Origin of the sequence: Collimonas humicola, assembly GCF_018304945.1 — a bacterium.
Classification (GTDB): domain Bacteria; phylum Pseudomonadota; class Gammaproteobacteria; order Burkholderiales; family Burkholderiaceae_D; genus Collimonas; species Collimonas humicola.
The window spans coordinates 1088888-1113236 of record NZ_JAGQEE010000001.1 but is presented as its reverse complement, the minus strand read 5'-3'; the positions used below and the strand labels follow the sequence as shown (position 1 = coordinate 1113236).

22 protein-coding genes are annotated in these 24349 nt (G+C 62.3%); 8 read left to right on the top strand and 14 right to left on the bottom strand.

Features of this window, described 5'->3' with window-relative positions; genetic code table 11:
• Nucleotides 1-64 precede the first annotated feature (64 nt).
• The 6 genes from cheB to KHU30_RS05025 all read right to left on the bottom strand — a co-directional run bounded on the left by cheB (nt 65) and on the right by KHU30_RS05025 (nt 7748).
• Complete coding sequence (gene cheB / locus KHU30_RS05050) at nt 65-1129, bottom strand: chemotaxis response regulator protein-glutamate methylesterase (protein ID WP_211441507.1); 1065 nt, start codon at nt 1127-1129, stop codon at nt 65-67.
• A 137-nt stretch (nt 1130-1266) separates the two neighbouring features.
• Complete coding sequence (locus KHU30_RS05045) at nt 1267-3537, bottom strand: hybrid sensor histidine kinase/response regulator (RefSeq protein ID WP_211441506.1); 2271 nt, start codon at nt 3535-3537, stop codon at nt 1267-1269.
• The gene (locus KHU30_RS05040; protein WP_230427186.1) at nt 3534-4226 is read right to left on the bottom strand and encodes a chemotaxis protein CheW; all 693 of its coding nucleotides are present in this window, start codon (nt 4224-4226) and stop codon (nt 3534-3536) included. Before KHU30_RS05040 ends, KHU30_RS05045 begins: the two co-directional genes overlap by 4 nt.
• 93 nt (nt 4227-4319) lie before the next feature.
• The gene (locus tag KHU30_RS05035; protein ID WP_211441505.1) at nt 4320-5564 is read right to left on the bottom strand and encodes a CheR family methyltransferase; all 1245 of its coding nucleotides are present in this window, start codon (nt 5562-5564) and stop codon (nt 4320-4322) included.
• Nucleotides 5564-6022, bottom strand: coding sequence for a chemotaxis protein CheW (locus tag KHU30_RS05030; protein WP_211441504.1), 459 nt, complete (start codon nt 6020-6022; stop codon nt 5564-5566). The genes KHU30_RS05035 and KHU30_RS05030 overlap by 1 nt, the downstream gene beginning before the upstream one ends.
• A gap of 94 nt (nt 6023-6116) precedes the next feature.
• Nucleotides 6117-7748, bottom strand: a complete 1632-nt coding sequence (locus KHU30_RS05025) for a methyl-accepting chemotaxis protein (RefSeq protein ID WP_211441503.1) — start codon at nt 7746-7748, stop codon at nt 6117-6119.
• Between the two features lie 650 nt (nt 7749-8398).
• Here KHU30_RS05025 and KHU30_RS05020 point away from each other — a divergent pair.
• The 5 genes from KHU30_RS05020 to KHU30_RS05000 all read left to right on the top strand — a co-directional run bounded on the left by KHU30_RS05020 (nt 8399) and on the right by KHU30_RS05000 (nt 11963).
• Nucleotides 8399-9535: a methyltransferase gene (locus KHU30_RS05020; protein WP_211441502.1), complete on the top strand. Its 1137-nt coding sequence runs from the start codon at nt 8399-8401 to the stop codon at nt 9533-9535.
• Between the two features lie 162 nt (nt 9536-9697).
• A complete protein-coding gene (locus tag KHU30_RS05015) occupies nt 9698-10108 on the top strand; it encodes an OsmC family protein (RefSeq protein WP_211441501.1) in 411 nt (136 codons plus the stop codon).
• Nucleotides 10109-10143: 35 nt separating this feature from the next.
• Complete coding sequence (locus KHU30_RS05010) at nt 10144-10695, top strand: NADPH-dependent FMN reductase (protein WP_211441500.1); 552 nt, start codon at nt 10144-10146, stop codon at nt 10693-10695.
• Between the two features lie 12 nt (nt 10696-10707).
• A complete protein-coding gene (locus KHU30_RS05005) occupies nt 10708-11628 on the top strand; it encodes a DnaJ C-terminal domain-containing protein (protein WP_211441499.1) in 921 nt (306 codons plus the stop codon).
• A gap of 11 nt (nt 11629-11639) precedes the next feature.
• On the top strand, nt 11640-11963 hold the full coding sequence (locus KHU30_RS05000) for a chaperone modulator CbpM (protein WP_230427185.1): 324 nt from the start codon (nt 11640-11642) through the stop codon (nt 11961-11963).
• Between the two features lie 24 nt (nt 11964-11987).
• Here the strand turns inward: KHU30_RS05000 and KHU30_RS04995 are convergent, their stop codons facing one another.
• The 7 genes from KHU30_RS04995 to KHU30_RS04965 all read right to left on the bottom strand — a co-directional run bounded on the left by KHU30_RS04995 (nt 11988) and on the right by KHU30_RS04965 (nt 19322).
• A complete protein-coding gene (locus tag KHU30_RS04995; RefSeq protein ID WP_211442211.1) occupies nt 11988-12953 on the bottom strand; it encodes a 2-hydroxyacid dehydrogenase in 966 nt (321 codons plus the stop codon).
• 20 nt (nt 12954-12973) lie between these two features.
• Nucleotides 12974-14251, bottom strand: a complete 1278-nt coding sequence (locus KHU30_RS04990) for an MFS transporter (protein WP_211441497.1) — start codon at nt 14249-14251, stop codon at nt 12974-12976.
• A 58-nt stretch (nt 14252-14309) separates the two neighbouring features.
• Nucleotides 14310-15275 carry a sugar kinase gene (locus KHU30_RS04985; RefSeq protein ID WP_211441496.1) on the bottom strand — a complete coding sequence of 322 codons (966 nt, stop codon included), beginning with the start codon at nt 15273-15275 and terminating at the stop codon, nt 14310-14312.
• Nucleotides 15266-16087: a sugar phosphate isomerase/epimerase family protein gene (locus KHU30_RS04980; RefSeq protein WP_211441495.1), complete on the bottom strand. Its 822-nt coding sequence runs from the start codon at nt 16085-16087 to the stop codon at nt 15266-15268. Before KHU30_RS04980 ends, KHU30_RS04985 begins: the two co-directional genes overlap by 10 nt.
• Before the next feature lie 160 nt (nt 16088-16247).
• Complete coding sequence (locus KHU30_RS04975; protein ID WP_211441494.1) at nt 16248-17300, bottom strand: LacI family DNA-binding transcriptional regulator; 1053 nt, start codon at nt 17298-17300, stop codon at nt 16248-16250.
• A gap of 232 nt (nt 17301-17532) precedes the next feature.
• The gene (locus KHU30_RS04970; RefSeq protein WP_211441493.1) at nt 17533-18420 is read right to left on the bottom strand and encodes a GntR family transcriptional regulator; all 888 of its coding nucleotides are present in this window, start codon (nt 18418-18420) and stop codon (nt 17533-17535) included.
• Nucleotides 18421-18671: 251 nt separating this feature from the next.
• A complete protein-coding gene (locus tag KHU30_RS04965) occupies nt 18672-19322 on the bottom strand; it encodes a YceI family protein (protein WP_230427184.1) in 651 nt (216 codons plus the stop codon).
• Between the two features lie 162 nt (nt 19323-19484).
• Between KHU30_RS04965 and KHU30_RS04960 the strand changes: the two genes are divergently transcribed.
• Nucleotides 19485-20180 carry a glutathione S-transferase family protein gene (locus KHU30_RS04960; RefSeq protein WP_211441492.1) on the top strand — a complete coding sequence of 232 codons (696 nt, stop codon included), beginning with the start codon at nt 19485-19487 and terminating at the stop codon, nt 20178-20180.
• Nucleotides 20181-20202: 22 nt separating this feature from the next.
• Nucleotides 20203-20640 carry an alternative ribosome rescue aminoacyl-tRNA hydrolase ArfB gene (gene arfB / locus KHU30_RS04955; RefSeq protein WP_211441491.1) on the top strand — a complete coding sequence of 146 codons (438 nt, stop codon included), beginning with the start codon at nt 20203-20205 and terminating at the stop codon, nt 20638-20640.
• Between the two features lie 6 nt (nt 20641-20646).
• Here the strand turns inward: arfB and KHU30_RS04950 are convergent, their stop codons facing one another.
• Nucleotides 20647-21783 (bottom strand): metallophosphoesterase, encoded by a 1137-nt coding sequence (locus KHU30_RS04950; RefSeq protein WP_211441490.1) that lies wholly within the window; start codon nt 21781-21783, stop codon nt 20647-20649.
• A 331-nt stretch (nt 21784-22114) separates the two neighbouring features.
• Here KHU30_RS04950 and KHU30_RS04945 point away from each other — a divergent pair, with 331 nt between their 5' ends.
• Complete coding sequence (locus KHU30_RS04945) at nt 22115-24343, top strand: patatin-like phospholipase family protein (protein WP_230411471.1); 2229 nt, start codon at nt 22115-22117, stop codon at nt 24341-24343.
• Nucleotides 24344-24349 lie beyond the last annotated feature (6 nt).

Here is a 24349-nt window from a genome sequence, read left to right as displayed (position 1 = left end):
ACTTGCTCCGTATCTGAACTCAGTGTTGCTCTGGTTTGTTATTGTTTGCTGTTATTGCTTGCCGCTACTGCTTGCCGATGAGACTGACCAGCTTGTCTGCAATCCTGTTCACCGGCAGGATAGCGTCGGCGGCATTGAGCTGCGCCGCCGCCTTCGGCATGCCATATACTGCGCTCGAATCGCGATCCTGGGCGATCGTGTAGTAACCCTTGTCGCGCATGGCTTTCAGGCCCAGCGCGCCATCCCGGCCCATGCCGGTCAGCAGGATGCCGATCGCCTTGCCGGCCCATGCCTCTACCACGCTCTGGAAAAATACATCGATCGAGGGCCGGTACGGATAGCCGCTCGGCTGTTCGGTGTAACCCAGCTGAAACGGCCGGGTCAGGCGCAAATGGTCGTCGGTCCCGGCCAATAATACGGTACCCGGGACAGGGCTGTCTCCCGCCAGCGCCAGCCGCACCGGCAGTTTCGACTGGCTGCCCAGCCACTCGGCCATGCCGGCCGCGAACTGGGCGTCGACATGCTGCACCACCACCAGCGCCGCCGGAAAATCCGCCGGCAGCTGCGACAGCAGGGTTGCCAGCGCCGCCGGGCCGCCGGCAGAGGCGCCGATGGCGACCAGGTACTTGGAATTTGGCGCCAGCGGCGACGGCTTGCGCGGCGCAGCGGCAGGCCTGGCCGGGGCTGCGGCCGATGTCTCCGGGGCCGCCGCGATCTCGGGCGCGGCCTGGCGCTGGTTGATCAGCTTTTCGATCGAATCGATCTTGGCCAGCAGGGAATTGACGCCGTTGCGCGGATGGCCGGCCAGGGTGCTTGGGGTGTCGATCGCATCGAGCGCGCCGTAGGCCATGGCGTCGTACACCGCCGAGACGTTGGCGCCGACGTCGCCGGTGACCACCAGGATCGCGCACGGCGTATGGGCCATGATGTGGCGGGTGGCACCCACGCCATCCAGCACCGGCATCATCAGGTCCATCAGGATCAGGTCCGGCACTTGCCAGGCGCACAACTCGATGGCGCGCCTGCCGTCCTCCGCAATCCAGATGATTTCGTGGTCCTGCCGCAGCGCCAGCGTGCGGCGCAGCGCTTCCACCGCAATCGGGGCATCGTTGACGATACCTATTTTCATTATCCAGGATTCCTTTGCTAAAAACGTGTGTCATCGCGCCGGTAAGGCTTGCTACTCAACAGGTAACATTGAATGACTGAAAATATACACGCGTTCATCAGGTTTTTTGGAGAAAAATAGGCGCTCGATGCAGCAGTCTAGGCGTCATGGGCTGCGCCGATCAGGTCCTCGACCGCCTCCAGCAAGGTCTCGTCATGGAAGCTGGCCTTGGCCAGATAGTAGTCGGCGCCGGCTTCCAGTCCGCGCTGGCGATCTTCCTGGCGGTCCTTGTAGGAAACGATCATCACCGGAATCGCTTTCAGCTGCAGGTTGCTCTTGATCAATGTTACCAATTCGATGCCGTCCATGCGCGGCATGTCGATATCGGTGATCACCAGGTCGAACGGTTCGCTGCGCAAGGCGTTCCAGCCATCCATGCCGTCCACCGCGATCCTGACCGTATAGCCGCGGCTGCTGAGCAGCTTGCGTTCCAGTTCGCGCACGGTGAGCGAGTCGTCGACCACCAGCACCCGCTTGCTGGCCTGCAGCTGCTGCTGGCTGCCGCCGTCGTGGATTTTGTCGAGCTGGCCGTGGGCGATCAGCTTGTCGACCGAATGCAGCATGTCCTCGACATCCAGTATCAATACCGGCGTGCCGTCTTCCATCAGCGCCGCCGCCGCGACATCCTTGATCTTGCCCAGCCGCGCGTCCAGCGGCTGCACCACCAGCATGTGCTCTCCCAGCAGGCGGTCGACCTGCAGGCCGTAAGTCTGGCTCATGTCGCCGATCACCACCAGCGCGATGCCGTCATCACCGGCAGCGCTCTCGCCGCTTTGCAAGATCTGGCTGGCGGCAACCAGGCCGATCTGCCGCTCCTCAAAGCTGAAGTGCTGGCGGCCTTCGAGCATTTCGATCTGCGTCTTGTCCAGCACCATGGTGCGGTTCACATAGGCCAGCGGGAAGGCGTAAGGTTCGCCGCCGATGCTGACCAGCAGGCTGCGCACCAGCGACAAGGTCAGCGGCAGCTGCAGCTGGAAACGCATGCCGCGGCCGCTTTCGCTGAAAATCTGGATGGTGCCGCGCATGCGCTTGAGCATGTTGTGCACCACATCCAGGCCGACCCCGCGTCCCGAGATTTCGGTAACCGTGTCGCGCATGCTGAAGCCGGGCAGCAGCAGGAAGTGCAGCAGTTCGGCGTCGCTCAGGCGCGCCGAGGTGGCGTTGTCGACCAGGCTGCGCGCCACAATGCTGGCGCGCAGCTGTTCAAGATCGATGCCGCCGCCGTCGTCGCTGACGGTGATCTGCAGCAGGCCGGCATGGTGGCGCGCGGTCAGGCTGATCACGCCTTCCTCGGCTTTGCCGGCAGCATGTCGCTGCTGCGCCGGCTCGATGCCGTGATCGAGCGCATTGCGCAGCAAATGCACCAGCGGCGCATCCAGCTGTTCCAGGATATCGCGGTCGACCTGGGTGGTCTCGCCGCTGATTTCCAGCCGGACCTGCTTGCCGAGACTGCGCCCGAGATCGCGCACCATGCGGTCGTAGCCGACCACGCGATCGGCGAACGGCCGCATGCGGCAGGCCAGCGCCTGGTCGTACAGCCGTTGCGCGCGGCTGCTGTTGCGGCGCTCAAAGGATTCCAGTTCGGCCAGTCGCTCCGTCAGCATTTTCTGGCAGGCGTCGACCTGCTGCCGGGAATCTTGCAAGGCCGTGAATAGGGCGGCAGCCAGGCCGTTTTCGCGCAGCGTGTCGTGCAATGCTTCCAGCGCCTGCGCCGCGCCTTGCTGCTGGCGCTTGAGGCGCAGCAAGGATTCGTTGAAGGCCGGCAGCCAGCGCGACTCCACCAGCGATTCGCCGGACAGGCTGACCAGCTGGTTCAGGTGCGCGGCGGTGACCCGCAGCATGCGGTCGGCGCTTTCGGCCTTGTCCTGCAGTTGCTGTTGCTGTTGCTGCAACTCGCCGGCAAGCGGCAGTTCGCCGGGTGCGGCCGCCGGCGCGCTTGGCGTTGCGCGGACGCTGTCGTCGGCTTGTAGCAGGCTGTTTTGCAAGCCCTGCAGAAAGGCGTCGATTTCCTTGCGGCCATCGCCGGCTTGCCACAGCTGCAGGTCTTCCGCGCTCACGGCAATCCGTTGCAGCAGGTCGACGCCGCGCAGCAACTGGTCGATGCGGCGCGGGCCGAGCTGGATCTTGCCTTGTTGCGCCGAAACGAAACAGTCTTCCATCACGTGCGTGACGTCGACGCCGGCCTGGATGCCGACAATCCGCGCCGCTCCCTTGATCGAGTGGGCGGCGCGCATGCAAGCTTCCAACTCCTGCGGCGAAGCGCTGCGTTCGATCGCCAGCAGGCCGCTGCTCATCACTTGCGCCTGGGTCTCTACCTCCAGCCGGAACAGGTCCAGCATCGAGGCATCGCGCATGTCGTCGGCGTTCATGCCAGGCTCCGATCCAACGTGTGGAACAGCAGTTCCTGGTCCAGCAGGCCGACGCTATGGCCGTTCCACTGGATCAAGGCGTAGGTGAAATGGCCGGCGGCGCGGGTCAGCGTGGTCGGCACCGGCTGCTGCTCGGAGACTGCGACGCGCAAGGTGCCATGCACTTCGTCGGCAGTGAAGGCGGTGGTCTGGCCATTGCGCCTGACGATCAGCATGCGGCGCAGCAGTTCCTGGCGCGCCGCTGTCGCGCCGTCGGCGGCGATGCCGAGCATGGCTGCCAGCGAGATGCAGGTCACCAGGGCGCCGCGGATATTGGCAATGCCGAGCACGACGGCATTCTTACGATGGGGCAGGCCATGGATGCCGCGCAATTCGGTGATTTCCTCCAGCAATGCAGTGGGCAGCGCCAGCCACTCTTCGCCAATGCGGAACAGCAGCCATGAAGTGAGGTCGGCGCTTTGCTCCTGCGCCGGCTCGGCCTGCTCGCTCCAGCCGTCCGTCATCTGTTCCACCTGCAAGCGGTCCAGCAGTTCGGCCGCGGCGCGCGCATGCACCGGACAATTGCGGCAGTCGATATGCTGCGCCAGCTTTTCGCAGGAACCGTCGCCGCGCACGCCGATGCGGTTCCAGCAATCGTCGATCACTGGCATGGCGATATCGCCGGCAGGGTGCTTTGCGGCGTTGTTCATGGCAGGCAGCGCCAATGGTAGCTGCCGCGGCTAGCGGCGGGCGCCATGGATCGGCAGCTGCGTGGCGGGGTGGGTTTCAGGGCTGGGTTCATGTCAGGACGGATTGTTTTCGGTCGAGCGCCGCGCGCGCTGCTGCAACAGCTTGGCGCCGGCGTGGTCGCCCATGGTTTGCAGCAGGGCTGCCAGGTGCGTCATGGCATCGGCGTGGCTCGGCTCCAGGTACAAGGCTTTGCGATAGCAGTCGGCGGCGGCCTGTTTGCGGTCCGCCGCGTCATGGATGACCGCCATCAGATAGTAAGCGGCGGCCGAAGCGCCGTGCTGCCTGATGAATTGTTCGCACAGGGCGGCGGCCTCGCTCAACTTGCCTTGGTCAGCCAGCAGTTGCGCCGCCGTCAGGCTCACTGGCGACTGCTGCTGGGCGGCGCTGCCGGCGGCTGGCCTGGCCTGGGCGGTCCGCGTCACCGCTGCCCTGGGCGTCCGCACTTGAGTTTGCGGAACATAGGCGGCAAGGGGCGGTGCTGCCGTCCTGGCGACTTCCGGTTTCGGCGCTCCTTGCCGGAAAGCGAAGGCCATCGGCGCCTTGATCGGCGTCAGCTCGTGCAGCATCATCAAGGCGCTTTCAGCCGGACCGACGAACACCAGGCCTTCCGGCGCGAGCCGCCGGATCAGGATGGTCACCGCCTGATGCTGGGTGGCGCGATCGAAATAGATCAGCAGATTGCGGCAAAAGATGATGTCATAAGGGGCTTGCCCGGCGAGCAGGTCGGCTGCGAACAGATTGCTTTGCGCGAACCGGACCTGCTGCCGCACCGTCTCGGACAGTGCATAGCCTTGTTCATTGAGCGCAAAGTAGCGGTCGCGGAAACTCAGGTATTCGCCGCGAAACGAATTCTTGCCGTACACGGCTTGGCGCGCCACATGCAGCGATTGCGGGCTGATGTCGATCGCATCGATCTGGAAATGCTGCGGCGGCACGCCTGCATCGAGCAGGGCCATGGCGATCGAGTACGGTTCTTCGCCGGTAGAGCAGGGCAGGCTGAGGATGCGCAGCGGCTGGCTGGCGCTGATCAGGCGCGGCCAGCGCTGCTGCAGCTGGACCATTTCCTGGAACGCTTCGCGATTGCGGAAGAACCAGGTCTCCGGCACGATCACGGATTCGATCAGCTGCAGCTGCTCCTGCTCGGACATCTGCAGCAGCAGCCAGTAGGCGTCAAGATCGGCCACGCCGCAGCTGCCTTGCCGTTCCTGCAGCGCGCGTTCGAGCATGGGCCGGCCTATGGACTGGATATCCAGGCCCATGGTGCGTTTCAGCATGGATTCGAATTTTGCCAGCGGCATTATTTCTCCATGCCTGGAAACAATTGCGCGCGCACTTCCGGCGGCAGCAGATCCTGCACCTGCACCGACTGGATCAGGCCGCGCGCATCGTCTGTGACCGGGCCCAGATAGGGGGCATCGCCATGATCCAGGCCGCTGTCGCGGAATTCCGACGGCGCGCGGCGCATGATCTCGCTGGCCTTTTCCAGCACCAGGCCGAGCAGGCGGCTATCCGGTCCCGGCGCCGGATAGTGCACCAGCACGATGCGGGTGCTCAGGCGTTGCCGCGACGGCTTGCCGATCGCCAGCTGGCTCAGGTCGATCACCGGCACCGAGCTGCCGCGAAAGGTGAACACGCCAGCCACCCACGGCGCCGTCGCCGGCATCTGTTTCAGCTTGACCAGCGGCAGCACTACCGCGACCTGGCGGGTATCCAGTGCGTAGTGGTCCTGGCCGATTTGGAACAATAAAAAAAGCATGTGGCGGGATATCTTTTCTTGGATGCGCGTGCACAAAATGTCCATCGTCGCTTGCAGCCCGGGCCCATGCTATATGAGCCTGGCGCGTCCGGCTTCAGGCTGGTTTCAGCTTGAAACGCGATACGCCGTTGCGCAAGCCGTTTGCCGTCAACGTCAATTCGTCGATCGCCTGGCTTGACTGCCGCAGCGATTCGACGCTCTGCTGGGCTGCTTCGCTCAATTGGCTCAATGCCTGGCTGATCTGTTCCGCACCTACCGCCTGCGCCTGCACGCCTTCATGTACGGACTGGAAGCGCGGCGTCAGCGCCTGCACCTGATGGATGATCTGCGACAGCTGGACGCCGACGTTCTGCACATCGGCGATGCCGCGCCGGACTTCTTCGGAAAACTTGTCCATGCCCATCACCCCGGCTGAGACCGCGGACTGGATTTCCTTGACCATCTGCTCGATGTCGTAGGTGGCGACGGCGGTCTGGTCGGCCAGGCGGCGGATTTCGATCGCCACCACGGAAAATCCGCGGCCGTATTCGCCGGCTTTTTCCGCCTCGATGGCAGCGTTCAGCGACAGCAGGTTGGTTTGACCCGCTACCTTGGTGATGGTGGTGACCACCTGGTTGATGTTGCTGGCTTTCTCGTTGAGGATGGCCAGCTTGGCGTTGACCGAGCCGGCCGCATCCATCACGTGGTGCATGGTGTCTTCCATCTGCGTCAGGCCGGCCTGGCCGGCGCCGCCCAGGCGCGCGGCTTCTTCCGCGCCGGAAGAAACTTCATTCATGGTGCTCACCAGTTCGCGCGAGGTGGAATAGATTTCGCGCGAGGTGGCGCCGATCTCGGTGGTGGTGGCGGCGGTTTCGTTGGCGGTGGCTTGCTGCTGCTTGGCGGTAGCGGCAATCTCGACCACCGAGGTGGTGACCTGGATCGCCGATTTCTGCGCCTGGCCCACCAGGCCGGTCAGCTCGTCCGACATGCGGTTCAGGCCGACTTCCAGCGCCTGGAATTCATCGTGGCGATTCAGGTTGAGGCGTTGCGACAAATCGCCTGAACGGATCACCTCCAGCGCCGCGACCAGTTCTTCCATCGGCCGCGTGATTGCGCGCAAGAGGAAGAAGCCGCAAATCAGCGCCACTATCAGGGCGATCGCCAGCGCGGCCAGCAGCGTGCTCTTGGCCACAACCACGGCGGTTTCGATCTTTTCAACTGAGCGTACCTCGGACTGCTGGTTGAAGTCGCGCAATGTGGTGGCGGCGGCGCGGCCGCGCTGCCAGGCCGGCTCCAGCTGTTCGATCAGCAGGCTGCGCGCCTGGGCATTCTTCTGGCTATCGTCCAGCCGCAGCACTTCCGCCATCAGACTGGCGTATCCAACGCGCGCTTGCTTGAAGGCGTTGAAATTGAGCCGGTCCTGCGCTTCGAAAATGGTTTTCTCATAGTCGGCGACCAGCTTGTCCATTTTCTCGTTATCGGCGAGCAGTGTCGCCAGATCCCGTTTGCGCTGCTCGGGCTGGATGTCGACGGTAATCGACTGCAGCACCAGCAGATAGCTTTGGAACCAGGTTGAGCGAATCCCCGTGCTCAGTTCCAGGCCGGGCATGGAGTCGGTCTGGAAGCTGTTGGTTTCGTGCTCGATCGCCTGGAGTTTCACGTAACTGACGGCCGCCATGAAGCCCATCAGCAGCAGGATCACGCCAAAACTGACCAGCATCCGTTGTCGAATAGTCCATTGCTTCACGTGTCATCACTCCTGTCGTTGATTGATGTTCGCAGCATTCTCATTTTGCGGCCGGGAGAATGTCTGGAAATTGCTCATGTAACAACTGCGCCGAAATGCTATCTTTCTAAGCGGATACAATAAACCAGGCGGCTCGAATGCGGGGGAAAATTCGGCGCCGGCGAGCCTAGTGTCGCGTCACGCTTACTCTATCGGCATCTTGCTTGTCCTTGACCCGTATCGCGTCGTTGCGCCTCGTCGCCATAGCCCCGCTATGTCTCCTCTGCACGCCTAGCGCTACGGGCCAAGGCCGGCGCGATATACCGGCAGGGGAGGCGTGACGCGACACTAGGCAGCGCGGGATTATTGCAGGTTTTCAGCTGCAGGTTTGTAGCAGATTGTTAAATGATTTGGGTAACAGTTAATATGTGTTGCATTGGCCGCGCAATCTGTCAAATCGCCGTGTAGTAACATTTAATTCCGGCTGAAAGAAAAGGTCAGGCGCCGCGGCCAGGAGGTATACTTGCGGGAAATATCTCGCTTGCTTCGTCAAGCGAGCCCGCAGATGATGTTTTGCAAACATCGCTCCCTGCCTCCCTCCAATACACAGATCGAGATCGCCCCATGCACTTGAATTCCACCTTGCCAGCCTCGCCGCTGGCGCATCTCGTATGACTGCCGCCGAACAGCCGTTGATCCGCTGGATCGAGAACGATCAGGAATGCTCGGCGCACTGGCGCTCGGAAAGCGGCAATCCTGCGCCGAAGCGGGTGGTGATTGCGGACGACCGCATGACTGCCGACAGCGCCTACCGCCTTGCGTGCGAAGGCACCGGCATGCTGTGGCGCGGCGATTTCCAGAATGCCAGGCAGTTGCTGCAGGCGCTGGCGCGGCGGGCCGAACCCAAGCCCAAGAAGCGTCCCAAGCTGCCGGCCTCGCCGACCGATGCCTTCAACCTGCATCGCCAGGCGCAATCGCAGCGCGCCCGTACGCTCGGCATGCTGCTGCTGCCGTTCGAGGCGGACTACAGCATTCCCTTGCGGCGCGCGCCCGACGTGCGGCTGGCCTGCAACGAAGCGTACGGTGCTGCGACAGAACCTTTCGTCGCTTCGCTGCGTGAGTTGCTGGGCCTGATCGGCGCCCACGAGTGGCGCAAGAAAGGCGTCGAGATCCCGGCGCTGGGCGAGCGCATCCATCCGCACTACGGAGTCTACTCTCCGGTGCGCGGCGAATACGTCGGACTGGTGGCTGATGCGCCGCTGCCGTCCACCAAGCTGGCTTTCGACATCGGCACCGGCACCGGCGTGCTGGCGGCCTTGCTGGCTAAGCGCGGCGTGGCCAAGATCGTGGCGACCGACATGGACCCGCGCGCGCTGTCCTGCGCCAAGGAAAACCTGCTGCGCCTGAACCTGGACGGCCAGGTGAAACTGGTGCAGGCCGACCTGTTTCCCGAGGGGCGGGCGCCGCTGGTGATCTGCAATCCGCCGTGGATTCCGGCGCGCCCCAGCTCGCCGATCGAACACGCCGTCTATGATCCTGAAAGCCGTATGCTGCGCGGTTTCCTGAGCGGCCTGACGCAGCATCTGGAGCCGGGCGGCGAAGGCTGGCTGATCCTGTCCGACCTGGCCGAACATCTGGCGCTGCGCAGCCGCGCCGAGCTGCTGGCGGCAATCGATGCGGCCGGACTGAAAGTCGTCGGGAAAATCGACGTCCGGCCGCAGCACCCGAAGGTCTCCGATGCGTCCGATCCCTTGCACGCCGCGCGCGCCGCTGAGTTGACTTCCCTGTGGCGGCTGGCGGCGGCTTGAGCATGCCGCTCCGATAACCTGGTCTCAGCGGCGCCCGATGGACGGCGCCGCCTGATTCCTGCGTTGCACTATCCTCGCCCGCCAAAACGGCTATAGTCTCTATATCGAATCCGGCCATGCAATATGGCCCGACCGGAAATCTGAAACCGATATGGAGAATGTATGGCGTCTGTTCACTTGCAAAGCGTTACCGGTTTTGCCCAACAAATCCAAGCCAGGACGCATCAGTTGCATGCCGACGAGCCGCTGGACAACGGCGGCACCGACAGCGGTCCTGCCCCTTATGAATTGCTGCTGGCCGGACTGGCTGCCTGCACTTCGCTGACTCTACGCATGTACGCCGACCGCAAGCAATGGGATCTGGGCCTGATCGATGTCCGCCTGCGCTTTTCGCGCGATGAGCAGGGGCAGGAAAAGATCGATCGCACAATCGCTTTCGGCGCCCAGCTGAGCGAGGCGCAGATCGCCAGGCTGGCTGAAATCTGCGAGAAGACGCCGGTCACCAAGACCATCCGCCAGGGCACGCCGATTGCCACCGTCTTGCAGCAGACCAAGCTTGATGCACCCAGCTAACCGTTTACGCCCAGCCAACCGTTGAGGAGAAGCACATGACGAAAATCGTCGGAGTAGCAGGAAGTTTGCGCAGCGGCTCGCTGAATGCCGCCTTGTTGCGGGCGGCGGTGGACCTGATGCCGGCCGGCGCGACGCTGGAAATCGGCACCATCAAGGGCATCCCTTTGTATGACGGCGATCTTGAGCAGGCGGAAGGAATCCCGGCGGCGGTAACGCTGCTGAAGGAACAGATCGCGGTGGCTGACGCGCTGCTGCTGGTGACCCCGGAATATAATAATTCCATGCCGGGCGTGTTCAAGAACGCGCTCGACTGGCTGTCGCGGCCGCCAGCCGACATCGCGCGTATCTTCAATGGGCGGCGGGTGGCGGTGATCGGCGCATCGCCGGGCGGCTTCGGCACCATCCTGTCGCAGAATGCCTGGCTGCCGGTGTTGCGCACGCTAGGCATGCAGCCCTGGTTTGGCGGCCGCCTGATGGTGTCGCGCGCCGGCAAGGCGTTCAATGAGAACGGCGAGCTGGTGGATGAACAGGTGCGCGACCAGTTGCGGGAATTTAATCGGAATTTCGTTGAGTTTTTGAAAAATTGAACGAAGGATGAAATGAAATTCAAAGACTACTATAGTGCCCTTGGCGTCGAGCGGACTGCCAGCGCGGCTGAAATCAAGCAAGCGTATCGCAAGCTGGCCCACAAATACCATCCGGACGTTTCCAAGGATCCGTCCGGGGAAGAAAGATTCAAGGAAATCGCCGAAGCCTATTCGACCCTGAAAGATGCCGAGAAGCGCGCCGCCTATGACCAGCTGGGCAGCCACCAGCCTGGCGAAAACGTTGAGCCGCCGCATGCCTGGCAGCAGGGTTTCAGCGATGGCGGTGCTTCCTTCGGCGATGTCGACATGGCCGACATCCTGGCGGCTTTTGCAGCATCGCGCCAGGGCGGCCGGCCGCGGCCGAGCAGGGGCGAGGACTACGAAGTGAACACGCCCATCACGCTGGAGCAGATTTACGAAGGCGGCGAAACCGATGTCCGGCTGAGCATGCCGGAGTACGATGAACACGGCAAATTGCACCGGGTGCCGCGCACCTTCCGGGTGCGCATACCGAAAGGCGCCGAAGACGGCCAGCGCCTGCGTTTGTCAGGCAAGGGCGGGCAGGGCAGCGATGGCGGCAAGCACGGCGACCTGTATGTGATGATGAAGCTGATCCCGCACCCGCTGTACCGGGTCACCGGCAAGGACCTGTATTTCGATTTGCCTCTGGCGCCGTGGGAAGCGGTGCTGGGCGCGGTGGTCCAGGTGCCTACCCTGGGCGGCAAGGTGGAACTGAACATTCCTGCCGGCACCGCCGCCAACCGCCAGTTCCGGCTGGCCAGGCGCGGGCTGCCGTCCGCCAGCGGCGAACAGGGCAATCTGTATGCGGTGATCCGGATAGAGGTGCCGAAGACTCCTACGGCGCGCGAGCGCGAGCTGTTTGAGCAGCTTGCCGCGGAATCGGCTTTCGACCCACGTCAGCATTTGCATTGAGGAGAGCGGGAATGACTAGTCTGTTGGTAGAAGCGGTCTGGCTGAACGATGCCGATGCCTGCTCGCTGGACGAGCTGGCCGAATATTCCGGACTCAGCCATGCCGAGCTGGCGGAGCTGGTGGCGCTGGGCGCCATCGAGCCGGACCGCAGCCCGGAGGCCGAATATGTATTCCGGTCGCAGACCATTGTGGTGGCCAGGACCGCGCGCCGCCTGCGCGACGATTTTGAGCTCGACACCCAGGGCCTGGCGATGGCGCTTAGCCTGCTGCAACGGATCCAGGCGCTGGAAGCGCGGCTGGCAGCGGCGGACGCCCGTCTGCCCCATCCTGTCTGACAGGCGGCGCAAGCGGGAGCAATCCTAGGCTGGGTTCGCCACGTTGGGAGTGGATTTTCCGCTCAAGGCATCCAGCAGGTTCTGCGCCGCGCACAGCGCCATGCGCTTGCGCGTTTCATGCGTGGCGGAGCCGATATGCGGCAACGCGACCACATTCGGCAAGCTCAGCAGGCGTGAATCCGCGGGCAGCGGTTCGCGCTCGAATACATCCAGTCCGGCGGCGCGCAGGCGGCCGCTTGCCAGCGCCTCGGTCAGCGCTGCTTCATCGACGATGCTGCCGCGCGAGATATTCACGAGAATGGCGCTGGAACGCATCTGCGCCAGCTCAGCCTTGCCTATCATGCCGCGGGTTTGCGGCGTCAGCGGCGCCGTGATGCAGATGAAATCGGCATTCTGCAACAACTGGCCGAGCGGGCAGAAGCGCGCCGCATAGGCGGCTTCAGCGGCAGGGTCGGGGCTGCGGTTGTTGTATAAAACCCGCATGCTGAAACCCAGCGACGCGCGCCGGGCAATCGCGCCGCCGATGCGGCCCATGCCGATAATGCCCAGGGTTTTTCCCTGGACGTCGGTGCCGAAGCAATCCTCGCCTATGCTGTGGGTCCAGCGTCCCTGCTTCACATAGCCAGCCATTTCCACTACCCGCCTTGCCGCGGCCAGTATCAGCGCAAAGCCGGTATCGGCAGTGGTCTCCGTCAAGACATCGGGCGTGTTGAGCAGCACAATGCCGCGCCGCCGCAGGTCGGCCGGGTCGAACTGGTCGACGCCGACGGAAATGGTCGAGATCGCCTTCAGCCGCGGCGCGTGGTCGAGGATTTCGGCATCGATCTTGAGGCTGGCGCCGATCAGGCCGACGGCATCCTGCAATTCGGCCATGAAGGCGGCACGGCTGCCGGCGTCGACGCCGTCGAACTGCACCACTTGGTAGTCCTGCTGCAGCATTGCCAATACATCGTCGGCGACCTTTTTGTAGAGTACGATTTTCGCTTGCATCATTGTTCCTGATCGATTGCTCATTGCGTGACCGACTGCGGCAGCGGCAGGGCTTGCGTTTCCGGCTTGACTGACATGGTCAGCACCACCGCGGCCAGCAAGCCGCCGGCCATGAACAGATAAGAGGCGAACGGGCTGCCGGTGGCGCCGTTCAGGTAGCCGACCACATAGGAGCCGAGGAAAGAACCGAGCGCGCCCATGCTGTTGATCAGCGCCATGGCGCCGCCGGCGACATTTTTCGGCAGCAGCTCGGGAACGATGGCGAAGAACGGTCCGTAAGGGGCGTACATGGCGGCGCCGGCAATCACCAGCAAACTGTAGGACAGCCAGAAATTGCTGCTGCCAAGCAGGTAGGAACCGAGGAATGCCAGGGCGGCTATCAGCAGCGCCGGCCAGACAAACAGCTTGCGGTTCTGCATCTTGTCCGAAGCCCAGGAGGTCAGCAGCATGGCGATCACCGCCGCCAGGTAGGGCAGGGAAGAGAGCCAGCCGGTTTCCACCATGCTGATGTCGGCGGCGTTCTTCAGGATGGACGGCAGCCACAGCACGAAGCCGTAGACGCCGATGCTCCAGCAGAAATACTGCGCGCACAGCTTGATCACCGCCGGCGACTTGAAGGCTTCGGCATAGTTGCGCATCGGCTTCATGCCGACCTGCTCCAGATCGAGCGCCGCCTTCAGGTCGGCCTTTTCCTGCGGTTTCAGCCAGGTCGATTGAGCCGGCTTGTCCTGCACCACGAACCACCAGATGCAGGCCCACACAATCGCCGGCACCCCTTCGGCGATCATCATGTGGCGCCAGCCGAAGCTGTTGACCAGGTAACCGGACAGCACCGACATCCACAGCACCGTGACCGGATTGCCCAGGATCAGGAAGGTGTTGGCGCGCGAGCGTTCGGTTTTGGTAAACCAGTTGCTGATGTAGATCAGCATGGCCGGCATCACCGCCGCTTCCACCACGCCCAGCGAAAAGCGGATCACCATCAGCATCGGGATATTGCTGATCACGCCGGTCAGGGCGGCGCAGCTGCCCCACAGCACCAGGCTCCAGAAGATCATCTTCTTGACGCTGCGCCGCTCCGCATAGATGGCGCCGGGAATCTGGAAGAAGAAATAGCCGAGGAAGAACAGGGCGCCGATCAGCGACGAAGTGCTTTGCGCGATGCCGAGATCGCGGTTGATGCCGGCAGCGCTGGCGAAGCCGAAATTGGCGCGGTCCAGGTAAGCCAGGCTGTAAGTGATGAAGACGATGGGCATGATGAACCACCACCGCCGCATCGCCAGTTTTCTTGTTTCCATTGCTTGTCTCCTCGTTTTGATTGTCCGCTCTTCAGGTCTGCTGCCAGCCTGTTGTTTTTTAGCGGCGTTGTTTTAGTGGATTGTTGCAGTCCACTAGCCGTTTTCGTGTTGGCAATCCTTCGCTGTCGCCGCTGACCTGGATCGCCATCGCGCCGATCAGGTTGCCGCGGGTTGCCGCAAAATGCGCGTCGCGCCCCTCCAGCAAGGCGCTGACGACGCCGACGGCAAAGCCGTCGCCGGCGCCCACGGTGTCGACCACCTTGGCGACCGGCGCGGCGGGGATAGTGGCTTCCTGGCGCGCCGTGCGCAGGTAGGCGCCGGCGCTGCCGAGCTTGACGATGACGCCGCTGGCGCCGCGTGCAAGGTAGAAGCCGGCGATGTCATGCGGGCTGGCCAGGCCGGTCAGGATGCGGCCTTCTTCCAGGCCCGGCAGCACCCAGTCGGCGTAGGAGGCCAGGGCATTGAGCCGGTCCGTCATGATTTCCCGCGAACGCCACAGGGTGGGGCGCAGATTGGGATCGAAGCTGATGCTTTTGCCGGCGGCGCGCATCTCGCCGGCGACGTGGAAGGCCAGTTCCAGCGACGAGGCGGAAATGGCCGGCGCCACGCCGGACAAATGCAGATGGCGCGCCGCCTGGAAGTATTCCGGGCGGTAGTCGGCGATCGACAGCTGGCTGGCGGCGGATCCTTGGCGGAAGTATTCGATTTCCGGGTCGCTGCCGTCGTCGTTGCGCGATTTGAGCTGAAATGCGGTGGGATAGCGTTCATCGACGGTGACGGCTGCGCTGTCGATGCCCTCGCTGGCAAGCGTCTCCAGCACGAAGCGGCCGAAGGAATCGCGGCCGACCCGGCTCACCCAGCCGACCCGGAATCCCAGCCGCGCCAGGCCGGTGGCGACATTCAGTTCCGCTCCCGCGGCACGCTTGACAAAGCTTTTTGCCTTGGCCAGATCGCCGCTTTCGCTGGCGACAAACATCGCCATGGCTTCGCCGTAGGTGACGACGTCAAGGGATTTTACTGGCATGTGCCTGCTCCGCAAGAAAGGGATGCCGCCGCCGCACGCAGTTGCCGCACATGGCGAGCCTGGGCTGCCGGATCGGCGGGCAAGGGATATTCGATTGCGCGCGGCACGGCGCCGGGAAGCCGGCTCAGGCAAGCGCGCCAGTCGACGCTGCCTTCGTCAAGCGCTACCGCAAAGCGCCGCATGCCGCTGCCCTGTACGTCCTTGCAATGAATATAGCGCACGTGCGGCGCCAGCGCCTGGACTGCGGCCACGGGATCCTCGCCGGCCCAGCTCCAGTTGCCGATGTCGAAAGTCATTGCCACCGGGATCGCCGGGAAGCTGGCGCTGCAGGCAGCAAAGAAACCGGCGAATTCGCTGATGCGGCAGCCGCTTTCCTGCTGGCCGTTTTCCAGCAACAGCGTTGCCGGCGACCGGCTGAGCGCGTGCTGCAGGGCAGGCGCGTCGACGCGGCCGGCATAGCCGTGCATTTGCAGCTTGAGCGTGGCGGCGCCGAGGACTTCCGCTTCATGCAGACGCGACGCCAATAGCGCCAGATCGAGATCGCCGTCTTGGCGGAACAGGGATTCCGGCGCGGAGTACATCGCTTGCAAGCCATGCGCGTCAAAGATGCTTTTTAAGCCGGCAAGCTGCAGCGCGATTTCCGCATCCGAATCGGGGAACAGTTCGCGGCGGACTTCGAGTCCGTCTGCGCCGGCATTTGCCGCCAGCGGCAGGACTGCTGCATGGCCTTGTTTCTGTACAAAATCGACACCATAGGCGGACGCCACGATGAAGATGCTCGATGGTGATTGGGGTGATTGCGTTGCTTGCAAATCTGTCTCCTGGATAAGTTTCTGCTTCGCATTTCTGGGATGCGTTTGTGTTTTGGAACCGGTTCCATAAAAGAGTTAAAAAATTGCCTGATACGCAATATCAGGCAATGCGGGAATACATTTGGAACCGGTTCCAAAGTAATCCATAAAAAATCAGCCGTCAAGCCTCCGTTACACTTTTCAGCGACTGGGTGGAGCCGCGTATCATCAATTCGCCCGGGAAGGCTTGCATGCGCGCCGGGCTGGCGATGCCGTCGATGCGCTGCACCAGAAAGTCCAGCGCGGCATGGCCGATGTCGAACGTCGGCTGCCGAATGCCGGTGATGCCGCTGCCGGCCAGCGCCGCCCAGCTTGGATCGTCAAAACCCAGCAAGCCAATATCCTCAGGCCAGCGCGCGCCCAGTTGCTGAAGGCCGAGCGCCACGTTCAGCAGCATGCGGCCGTTGCCGGCAAAAATCGCGGTGCGCTTCTTGCTTTTCAAGGCTTTCTGCAGGGCGAGGGCGAGGCCTGCTGTGTCCGCCATGTCGAGTTCCGAGGTGGTTGCCGAATACCCCTTGCCGGCTGCCGCCACCACCTGGCGCAGCGCCTGCTCGCGCTCGCTGCGGCTGCTGACCTGGCCGATCGGTTCGGTAAAAAAATGAATCGATTGAAATCCCTGCTGCAGCAAGTGCTGTGCCGCCAGGGTAGCGGCTTGCCGGTTGTCCAGGCCGACCATGTCGCACTGCAGGCGGACGGCACGGCGGTCAATGATGACCAGCGGCAGGCCGGTGTTGCTGATGGATGCCAGGTCTTCTTCAGGCAAGCCGATCGGATTGATCACCAGGCCTTCGACCCGGTAGTTGGTCAGCAAATCCAGGTAGCGCTTTTCCAGCTCCAGCTGGTTGTCCGAATTGCACACCATCAGCATGAATCCCTGTTTCTGGCAGGCCGCTTCGACGCCGCGCATGACCTCGACCGAGTAAGGATTGCTGATGTCGGCGACCACCATGCCGACCATGCGCGTGCGGCCGCGCTTGAGTCCGCGCGCCATCTGGTTGGGGCGGAAGCCGAGCGTGCTGATGGCCTGCTGGATGCGCAGCCGCAATGCGTCGGAAAGGCTGTCGAATTCGCCGTTGAGGTAGCGCGAAACGCTGGTTTTGCCTACTTTGGCTTCGCGTGCAACATCGGTGATGGTTGGCGTGCGCAGCGCATCGTGGTTGGGGGTAGGGGACATGGACGAGCCGGTAAAAATGTTGGATCAGGAAATGCATTCCTGCGCATTATTCCATGCCTGCCTTCAGGCGTAGCAGAATCTTTGCGGGCCGGTCCGGCAATGGCAAGTCGGCCGCAGGCTGGGTTGCAGGGCAATGCCCTTCAGGCAGCCGATCCGGTCCGCAAGGCAAACACATCCAGCGAGATGCGAAGCAATAACCGTCACCGGTTCTTTTGCGTCCATAAATGCACCGCTATCTCATGTCCCGAGCGACGGTTAAATGACGCCGCATCAAGGCGGATGCCCATTCCCTGTTGTCATTTTCCAGCGCTTCGATGATTTGCAAATGCTCTTTGCAGGAATCGATCTGGCGCGGCTCCCGGGAATGCGCGATACGGTCATCGAGCCGCCTTAGCTGGTTTTGCTGCTGTATCGCCTGCAGCAGGAAACGATTGTTGGAGAAGCGGGCCAGCATTTCGTGAAATGCTGCATTGACGGCAAAAAAGGCAGCGGCGGAATATTCGTCTTCCGCCTGATGCAGCAGCTTCTCATGCGCCAGGCGGCTGTTCCGCAATTGCTCGGCGTCGGCCTTGAAACTGTTTTCCAGCAGGCCGGCGCATTCCACGGCGATACGGAACTGATAGCTCTCGTTCATCAGTTCCTGCGTGCTGACGATGGGCGGGAAGTTCCAGCCCTGGCCGCGCCTTTTCTCGATCAGGCCGTCCGCCGCCATGCGCACCAGCGTTCCTCTGAGCAGGCTGCGCGATACTGCGTATTGCTCCAGGAAGTCGGTTTCCGTCATGGTGTCGGGCAGCAGATTGTGCTTGCGGTCGCGGATCATCTGTTGGTACAGGGCGTCGCCGCTGACGCCGGCGACAAGCCTGTCCGGAACCGGTTTCGGACTGATGCTGGCGCTGACGAAATAGCCGCTGTTGACGTGGTAATCAAGCAATCCCTGCTGCGCCACCAGACGCAGTGCTGCTTTGACCGGCGTGCGGGAGACATCGAAACGGCTGGCCAGGCTTTCTTCGGTCAGGTGGGTCCCGGCCGGGAGTTCACCGGTAGTGATTTGCTGGATCAAGCGATTGGCCAGATCGAGTTGCAATGGGCTGGGGCGGCTGGGGTATGTGGGTTTGCTCATTCTCTCGCCGCAGAGTAGTTGATAAAAATACATTCTAATCAATGTTAATTGATTAATATCATATGAGTAAACCTCTCGGCAAGTGACAAGGGCAGGTGGTTGGAATAAGGGGGATTTTTAAAAAATCCGTTTATTGAATTTATAAAAAAATTAATGCAATATAAAAAACTTGCGTGTTGATTAATTTTTTTGAGCGGGACGCGCTTGCGCATGCGTCAAGCAGATGCCGACCGAGTCGGCCAGGGGGCGTTTCAATATTCCTTGATCGCTTCTACGCTGATGTGCAGTGTGACGGCATCGCTGACAAAGGGGGCATAGCGCCCCAGTTTGTAATCGCTGCGCAGGATATTGGCGGAGCCGTTGGCGCCGCAGGCTTGCTTGCCGTAGATAAGCATGAAGCGGCAGCTGAAATTGCTGATCTGCAGCGTGACAGGATGGCTGATGCCCTTGATGGTCAGGTCGCCGTCTACCTGTGTCAGCAGCGGTCCTTCAAAGTGCAGGGCGGAAGATTTGAAGCTGATCTTCGGATAGTTGGCGCTGTCGAAGAAATCGCCGGAACGCATGATCTGGTTGAAGCTGTCGCTGCCGGTGCTGATCGATGCAGCGTCGATGTCGATCTCGATGCTGCCGCTCTGGCTGTCGCGGTCAAGCTCGATCGTGCCGGTAGTGATGTCGAAGCGGCTGCGCTGCATCGACAAGCCCCAGTGGCTGTATTCGAAGTAGGTATAGGTGTGCTCGCTATCGATCTGATAGCGATCGGCGGCGCTGCTGGCGTTGCCGCCCAGCGCCAGCAGCAACAGCGAAGCGCGCAGCAGCAAGCTGGCTGTCCTGGTCGCTGTGCGGGGGCTGGTGCGGTATGGTTTCATCGTCTTGGATAAATTGGCGGCTGCAATAGTCATCATGCCTTAGCCGGCATGGTTATGCCATAGCTGTACGGGTATTCTTTCCCGGAAACATATAGAATCCCATTCCGCACTGTGTAATGCAAGCATGTCTGCGCCAGTCGGATCCCGTGCACCTATTTGCGTTTAACCATAACAATTCAAAACGGAGTGTTTGCCATCATGTATGAGCTGTATATCGCCAATAAAAATTATTCGTCGTGGTCGCTGCGCCCATGGGTGCTGATGCGTGCTCTGGGGCTGGGATTCAAGGAACACCTGGTGCCGTTTTCCGACGATGGCATTGGCGCCAACTGGGACGCCTTCCGCAGTTTTTCGCCGACCGGCAAAGTGCCGGCCCTGAAAGACGGCGCAACCGCGGTCTGGGATTCGCTGGCCATAGTCGAATACCTGGCCGAGCGCCATGCAGGCGTCTGGCCAGCCGATACGCAAGCCAGGACCTGGGCCCGTTGCGCCGCCGCCGAGATGCATTCCGGCTTTGGCGCCTTGCGCGAATACTGCACCATGAACTGCGGCATCCGGGTCAGGCTGGCGCAGGTGCCAGCGGCATTGGCGCGCGATATTGCGCGGCTGGATGAATTGTGGAACGAGGGTCTGCAGCGCTTCGGCGGTCCCTTCCTGGGCGGCGCCGGTTTCAGCGCCGTCGATGCATTCTTTGCGCCGGTCGCCTTCCGGGTGCAGACTTACGGCTTGCAACTGAGTCCGGCGGCGCAGGCCTACGCCGCGCTGCTGCTGAACCTGCCGGCGATGCAGCAATGGCAGGCGGATGCGCTGGCGGAAACCTGGCGCGAGCCGGGCCATGAAGCGGAAGCCGCCGCGGCCGGCAGCGTGCTGGAGGATCTGCGCAGCCAGGGGTGACATTGCCCCTATAATAATGCGCATGTTTCCTCCTAACGACGACAAGCTGCTGCGCATTACCGACTCGCTCGCCATTCCGCTGAGCGAGATCGAGATCAGCGCCGTGCGCGCCCAAGGGCCGGGCGGTCAGAATGTCAACAAGGTGTCCTCTGCCATCCACCTGCGTTTCGATATTCCGGCATCGTCGCTCTCTGAGTTCTACAAGGAAAAGCTGCTGGCTCTGAACGACCAGCGCATCACCAAGGACGGCGTACTGATCCTCAAGGCGCAGCAGTCGCGCAGCCAGGAAAAAAATAAGAGCGAGGCCATGCTGAGGCTGCAGGAACTGCTGCTGAGCGTGACTGTGGTCCAGAAAAAAAGGCGGCCCACCGCGCCCAGCCGCAGTTCTCAGCTAAAGCGCGTCGACAGCAAGACCCGGCGCGGCAAGGACAAGGCCATGCGCGGCAAGGTCCTGCTCTAGCGCTATTTATGCGGGGACCAGCCGCAGGCGGGTAATTTCAGAAGGTGCGAAAAGACGCTTGGGCGGCCCCCAGTAACCGGTGCCGCGGCTGGTGTACACCCACAGATTGCGCAAGCGGTTCAAGCCTGCTGTGTACGGTTGCTGCAAAGGCACGAACAGGTTCCAGGGAAAGAACTGGCCGCCGTGGGTATGGCCGGACAGCTGCAGATCGAAGCCGGCATCGGCCGCCGCCGTGGCGGAGCGCGGCTGGTGCGCCAGCAGCAGCTTGACGGCGACATGCTGCGGACTTCCTGCTAGCGCTGCGCGCGGATCGCTGCGCCCGGCCTCATCGAAATGGTGGGCGCTATAGTCGGTAACCCCGGCCACCAGCAGCGAGGCCCCCTGATGCTTGAGGACCACATGCTCGTTCATCAAGACCGTCAATCCCAGGCGGCGCACCTCGGCCACCCATTCCGGCGCGTTCGAGTAATACTCATGATTGCCCGTGACAAAGTAAGCCCCGTGGCGCGATTGCAAGTTGGCCAGCGGCGCTGTGTGCGGCGCCAGTTCCTGCACGCTGCCATCCACCAGGTCGCCGGTAATGGCGATCAGGTCCGCTTTCAGGGTGTTGACCTTGTTGACGATGGCATCCAGGTAGCCGCGTTTGATGGTCGGGCCGACATGGATATCGCTGATCTGCGCGATGGTGAATCCTTGCAAGGCGGCAGGCAGGCCGCTAATGGGGATATCGATGTCCACCACGGCGGCCAGCCGGCGCGCATTGAAATAGCCGACCAGGCTGGAAACCGCGGCCAGCAGCAGTACCGCCAGCGCACTCCAGGCCGGCAGGCGCACATCGTGCACGCCAAGCCAAGGCAACACCAGCAAGCACAGCTCACGCAATAAGGTAATGACCAGCAGCGATGAAAAAACGCCCATGGCCAGCATGCCGGCCCATGCCAGCCGGTCTGACAAGGGCTGGCGCTTGATGACGCGGCCCAGCATGCCGGCCGGAATCAGCAGGAACGACAACAGCAGCCACAGGCCGAGCAGGGTTTGCAGCAGGGGCATTGCGGCCAGCGAGGGCATCAGCAGCCAGCCGATCAGGGCGTGCAAGGCGCCCAGCAAAAACAGGACGGTCAAGATAGCGGAGCGGGATGGCATGTGGAAACCCGTGAAAAGAAAGGCGGAATGTGATGGGCGGCAAAGCGAGCGCCGCGCTTCTTACCCATATCAGGGCGCACGCCCGGGCTTCAAGAGCGCGCAGCCTGGATAAAACCTCGGATGTAGCGGCTGTCCCAAGTGCTTATTCAAATATAATCGTGCGGGTCATTGTTTAATAATACCGATATCAGGTGTTTTCCTGCGACTCATGTCCCTTTTGAAGCGAAATATTGTGAATTTCCGTCTGCTACGCAGCATCTGCGTCTATTTCGGCTGCCTGCTGCTGGGCCTTGCCCATGCCGGCGCTGCAACCGCGGCGCCCGAGCTGGGAATGGATGCTGTTAAAAAAGCAAGCGACGATCCTCACGCCAGGCCGCGCATCGGCCTGGTGCTGTCCGGCGGCGGCGCCCGCGGCTATGCCCATCTGGGCGTGTTGCAGGCGCTGGAGAAAATGCATATCCCGATCGATTATGTCGCGGCCACCAGCATGGGCGCGGTGGTCGGCGGGCTGTATGCGAGCGGCCTGTCGGTTGACGAGCTGAACCATATCTTGACCGGCACCAATCTGAGCGATATTGCGTTTGACCGCAATGAGCGGGCCGACCTGCCGCAGTCGCAGCGCGAAGATGATTATCAATATCCGATCGGCCTTTCCGCCGGCTACGGCGACGGCAAGCTGAAGCTGCCGGCGGGCCTGGTGCAGGGGAACAATCTGCTGGCGCTGTTGCAGAACTGGATGCCGCAGCTGCCAGCCAATATTTCCTTTGACAAGCTGCCGACGCCATTCCGCGCGGTGGCGACCGATCTCGGCAGCGGCGAGGAAGTGATCCTCAGCCAAGGCTCCTTGCCGCGCGCAATCCGCGCCAGCATGGCGGTGCCGGGCTTGTTCGCGCCGCTCAAGCTGGACGGCCGGACGCTGGTGGACGGCGGCCTGGTGCGCAACCTGCCGGTCGACCAGGCGCGCGCAATGGGGGCCGACATCATCATTGCGGTCAATATCGCCGCTGATCTGCAAGATCCGACCACGCTCGAATCGCCCACCGCGGTGGCGCAGCAGATGGTGACCATCCTGATCCGCCAGAACGTCAAGCGGCAGGTCGATTCGCTCAATAAGGACGACATATTGATTGAGCCGGACATGGGCGACCTGGGCTTTGCCGATTTTTCGCGCGGCAACGATGGCGTCAAGGCCGGCTACGACGCTGCCGAAAGGCAGCGCGCCAAGCTGGCGCCGCTGGCCTTGCCGCCGCAGCAATGGAAGGCCTATCTGGCCGCTCGCAACGGCGGGCCGGTGCTGGCTCAGAACACGCGCATCGACGCCATAGAGATCAACAGCAAGGGGCGGGTGCCGGCAGCGGTGGTGCGGCGCTCGCTGAATGTGAAGGAAGGCGATTTCTACAACCCGATCGCGCTCAACAAGGAGATGGCGAGCTTGTCGACCAACGGCGATTTCAAAAGCGTCACGCAGGAACTTGTGACTGAAAATGGCCGCAATGTGCTGAAGGTCGACGCCGACGATAAATCATGGGGGCCGCATTTCCTGTTGTTCGGCCTGGGCGTTTCCAACAGTTTCAATGGCCGCGGCGACTTCAATCTGCAGGTGGGTCACCGCCTGCCATGGATGACCGACAGCGGCCTGGAGTGGCGCAACGACCTTGTGCTGGGCAGCAAGCAAGCCAGCCTGCATACTGAATTGCGGCAGCCGATCTGGAACACGGTCGGACTGTATGTGGCGCCCTATGCGGAGTATGCGCGCCGGCACATCGACCTGTATTCGGACGAGGGCACGGTCACTTCCAGCACCGTACCGGTGACAGCCTACCGGATAGACACCACCAAAGTCGGGGTCGATCTTGGCATGCCGATCGGCCGTTTGGGGGAGTTGCGCACGGGTGTCTATTATCAGTGGCTGGAGGCGAGGCCAACCTACAATTTGCCAATGGAATTCATCGATATCGCGCCGGAGCTGATATTCGACAGCTTTCGCGTAAAGCAGCCGGTGGTGCGCACGCAGCTTACCGTCGACCAGCTCGACGACCCGCTGTTCCCGCGCAAGGGCTACTATCTTTCCGCGGTTAGCAATGTGGCTTTCGGCGGCGCCGCCAACAGTTACAGCGATGCCCAGGGCAAGGCGCTGTGGGCGGTCAGCCGCGGCGGCAACACGCTCAACCTGGCGCTGGAAGCGGCCGGTACTTACGGCAACGAGCAGAACGGCGCCGGCGCCAATGGCGGACTGGGATTCACGCTGGGCGGATTCCAGCATTTGTCTGCCTACGCCCCCGATCAGTTTTCCGGCAACTACCTGTTATATGGGCGCATGACCTATCTGCGCGACATGCCGGGGCTGGATTTGCCTGGCTTGCGCAGTACGGTGCTGGGCACCAGCCTGGAGGTGGGCGATGTCTGGCAGAGCAGGGATGCTTTTGCGACAGGGCCGTTCAAGAAGAGCGCCAGCATGTTCTTAGGCGGCAACAGCTTCCTCGGACCTCTGTATTTTGGCGCGGCGATTGCTCCGCGCGGCGTCTGGAACCTGTATTTGCAGCTGGGACGGGTTTTCTAGGGATAT

Bases quoted from the DNA above. Each gene is read 5' to 3' on its own strand.
- cheB (WP_211441507.1), bottom strand. From the start codon at position 1,129: ATGAAAATAGGTATCGTCAACGATGCCCCGATTGCGGTGGAAGCGCTG.
- KHU30_RS05045 (WP_211441506.1), bottom strand. From the start codon at position 3,537: ATGAACGCCGACGACATGCGCGATGCCTCGATGCTGGACCTGTTCCGG.
- KHU30_RS05040 (WP_230427186.1), bottom strand. From the start codon at position 4,226: ATGAACAACGCCGCAAAGCACCCTGCCGGCGATATCGCCATGCCAGTG.
- KHU30_RS05035 (WP_211441505.1), bottom strand. From the start codon at position 5,564: ATGCCGCTGGCAAAATTCGAATCCATGCTGAAACGCACCATGGGCCTG.
- KHU30_RS05030 (WP_211441504.1), bottom strand. From the start codon at position 6,022: ATGCTTTTTTTATTGTTCCAAATCGGCCAGGACCACTACGCACTGGAT.
- KHU30_RS05020 (WP_211441502.1), top strand. From the start codon at position 8,399: ATGACTGCCGCCGAACAGCCGTTGATCCGCTGGATCGAGAACGATCAG.
- KHU30_RS05015 (WP_211441501.1), top strand. From the start codon at position 9,698: ATGGCGTCTGTTCACTTGCAAAGCGTTACCGGTTTTGCCCAACAAATC.
- KHU30_RS05010 (WP_211441500.1), top strand. From the start codon at position 10,144: ATGACGAAAATCGTCGGAGTAGCAGGAAGTTTGCGCAGCGGCTCGCTG.
- KHU30_RS05005 (WP_211441499.1), top strand. From the start codon at position 10,708: ATGAAATTCAAAGACTACTATAGTGCCCTTGGCGTCGAGCGGACTGCC.
- KHU30_RS05000 (WP_230427185.1), top strand. From the start codon at position 11,640: ATGACTAGTCTGTTGGTAGAAGCGGTCTGGCTGAACGATGCCGATGCC.
- KHU30_RS04995 (WP_211442211.1), bottom strand. From the start codon at position 12,953: ATGCAAGCGAAAATCGTACTCTACAAAAAGGTCGCCGACGATGTATTG.
- KHU30_RS04990 (WP_211441497.1), bottom strand. From the start codon at position 14,251: ATGGAAACAAGAAAACTGGCGATGCGGCGGTGGTGGTTCATCATGCCC.
- KHU30_RS04985 (WP_211441496.1), bottom strand. From the start codon at position 15,275: ATGCCAGTAAAATCCCTTGACGTCGTCACCTACGGCGAAGCCATGGCG.
- KHU30_RS04975 (WP_211441494.1), bottom strand. From the start codon at position 17,300: ATGTCCCCTACCCCCAACCACGATGCGCTGCGCACGCCAACCATCACC.
- KHU30_RS04970 (WP_211441493.1), bottom strand. From the start codon at position 18,420: ATGAGCAAACCCACATACCCCAGCCGCCCCAGCCCATTGCAACTCGAT.
- KHU30_RS04965 (WP_230427184.1), bottom strand. From the start codon at position 19,322: ATGATGACTATTGCAGCCGCCAATTTATCCAAGACGATGAAACCATAC.
- KHU30_RS04960 (WP_211441492.1), top strand. From the start codon at position 19,485: ATGTATGAGCTGTATATCGCCAATAAAAATTATTCGTCGTGGTCGCTG.
- arfB (WP_211441491.1), top strand. From the start codon at position 20,203: ATGTTTCCTCCTAACGACGACAAGCTGCTGCGCATTACCGACTCGCTC.
- KHU30_RS04950 (WP_211441490.1), bottom strand. From the start codon at position 21,783: ATGCCATCCCGCTCCGCTATCTTGACCGTCCTGTTTTTGCTGGGCGCC.
- KHU30_RS04945 (WP_230411471.1), top strand. From the start codon at position 22,115: ATGGATGCTGTTAAAAAAGCAAGCGACGATCCTCACGCCAGGCCGCGC.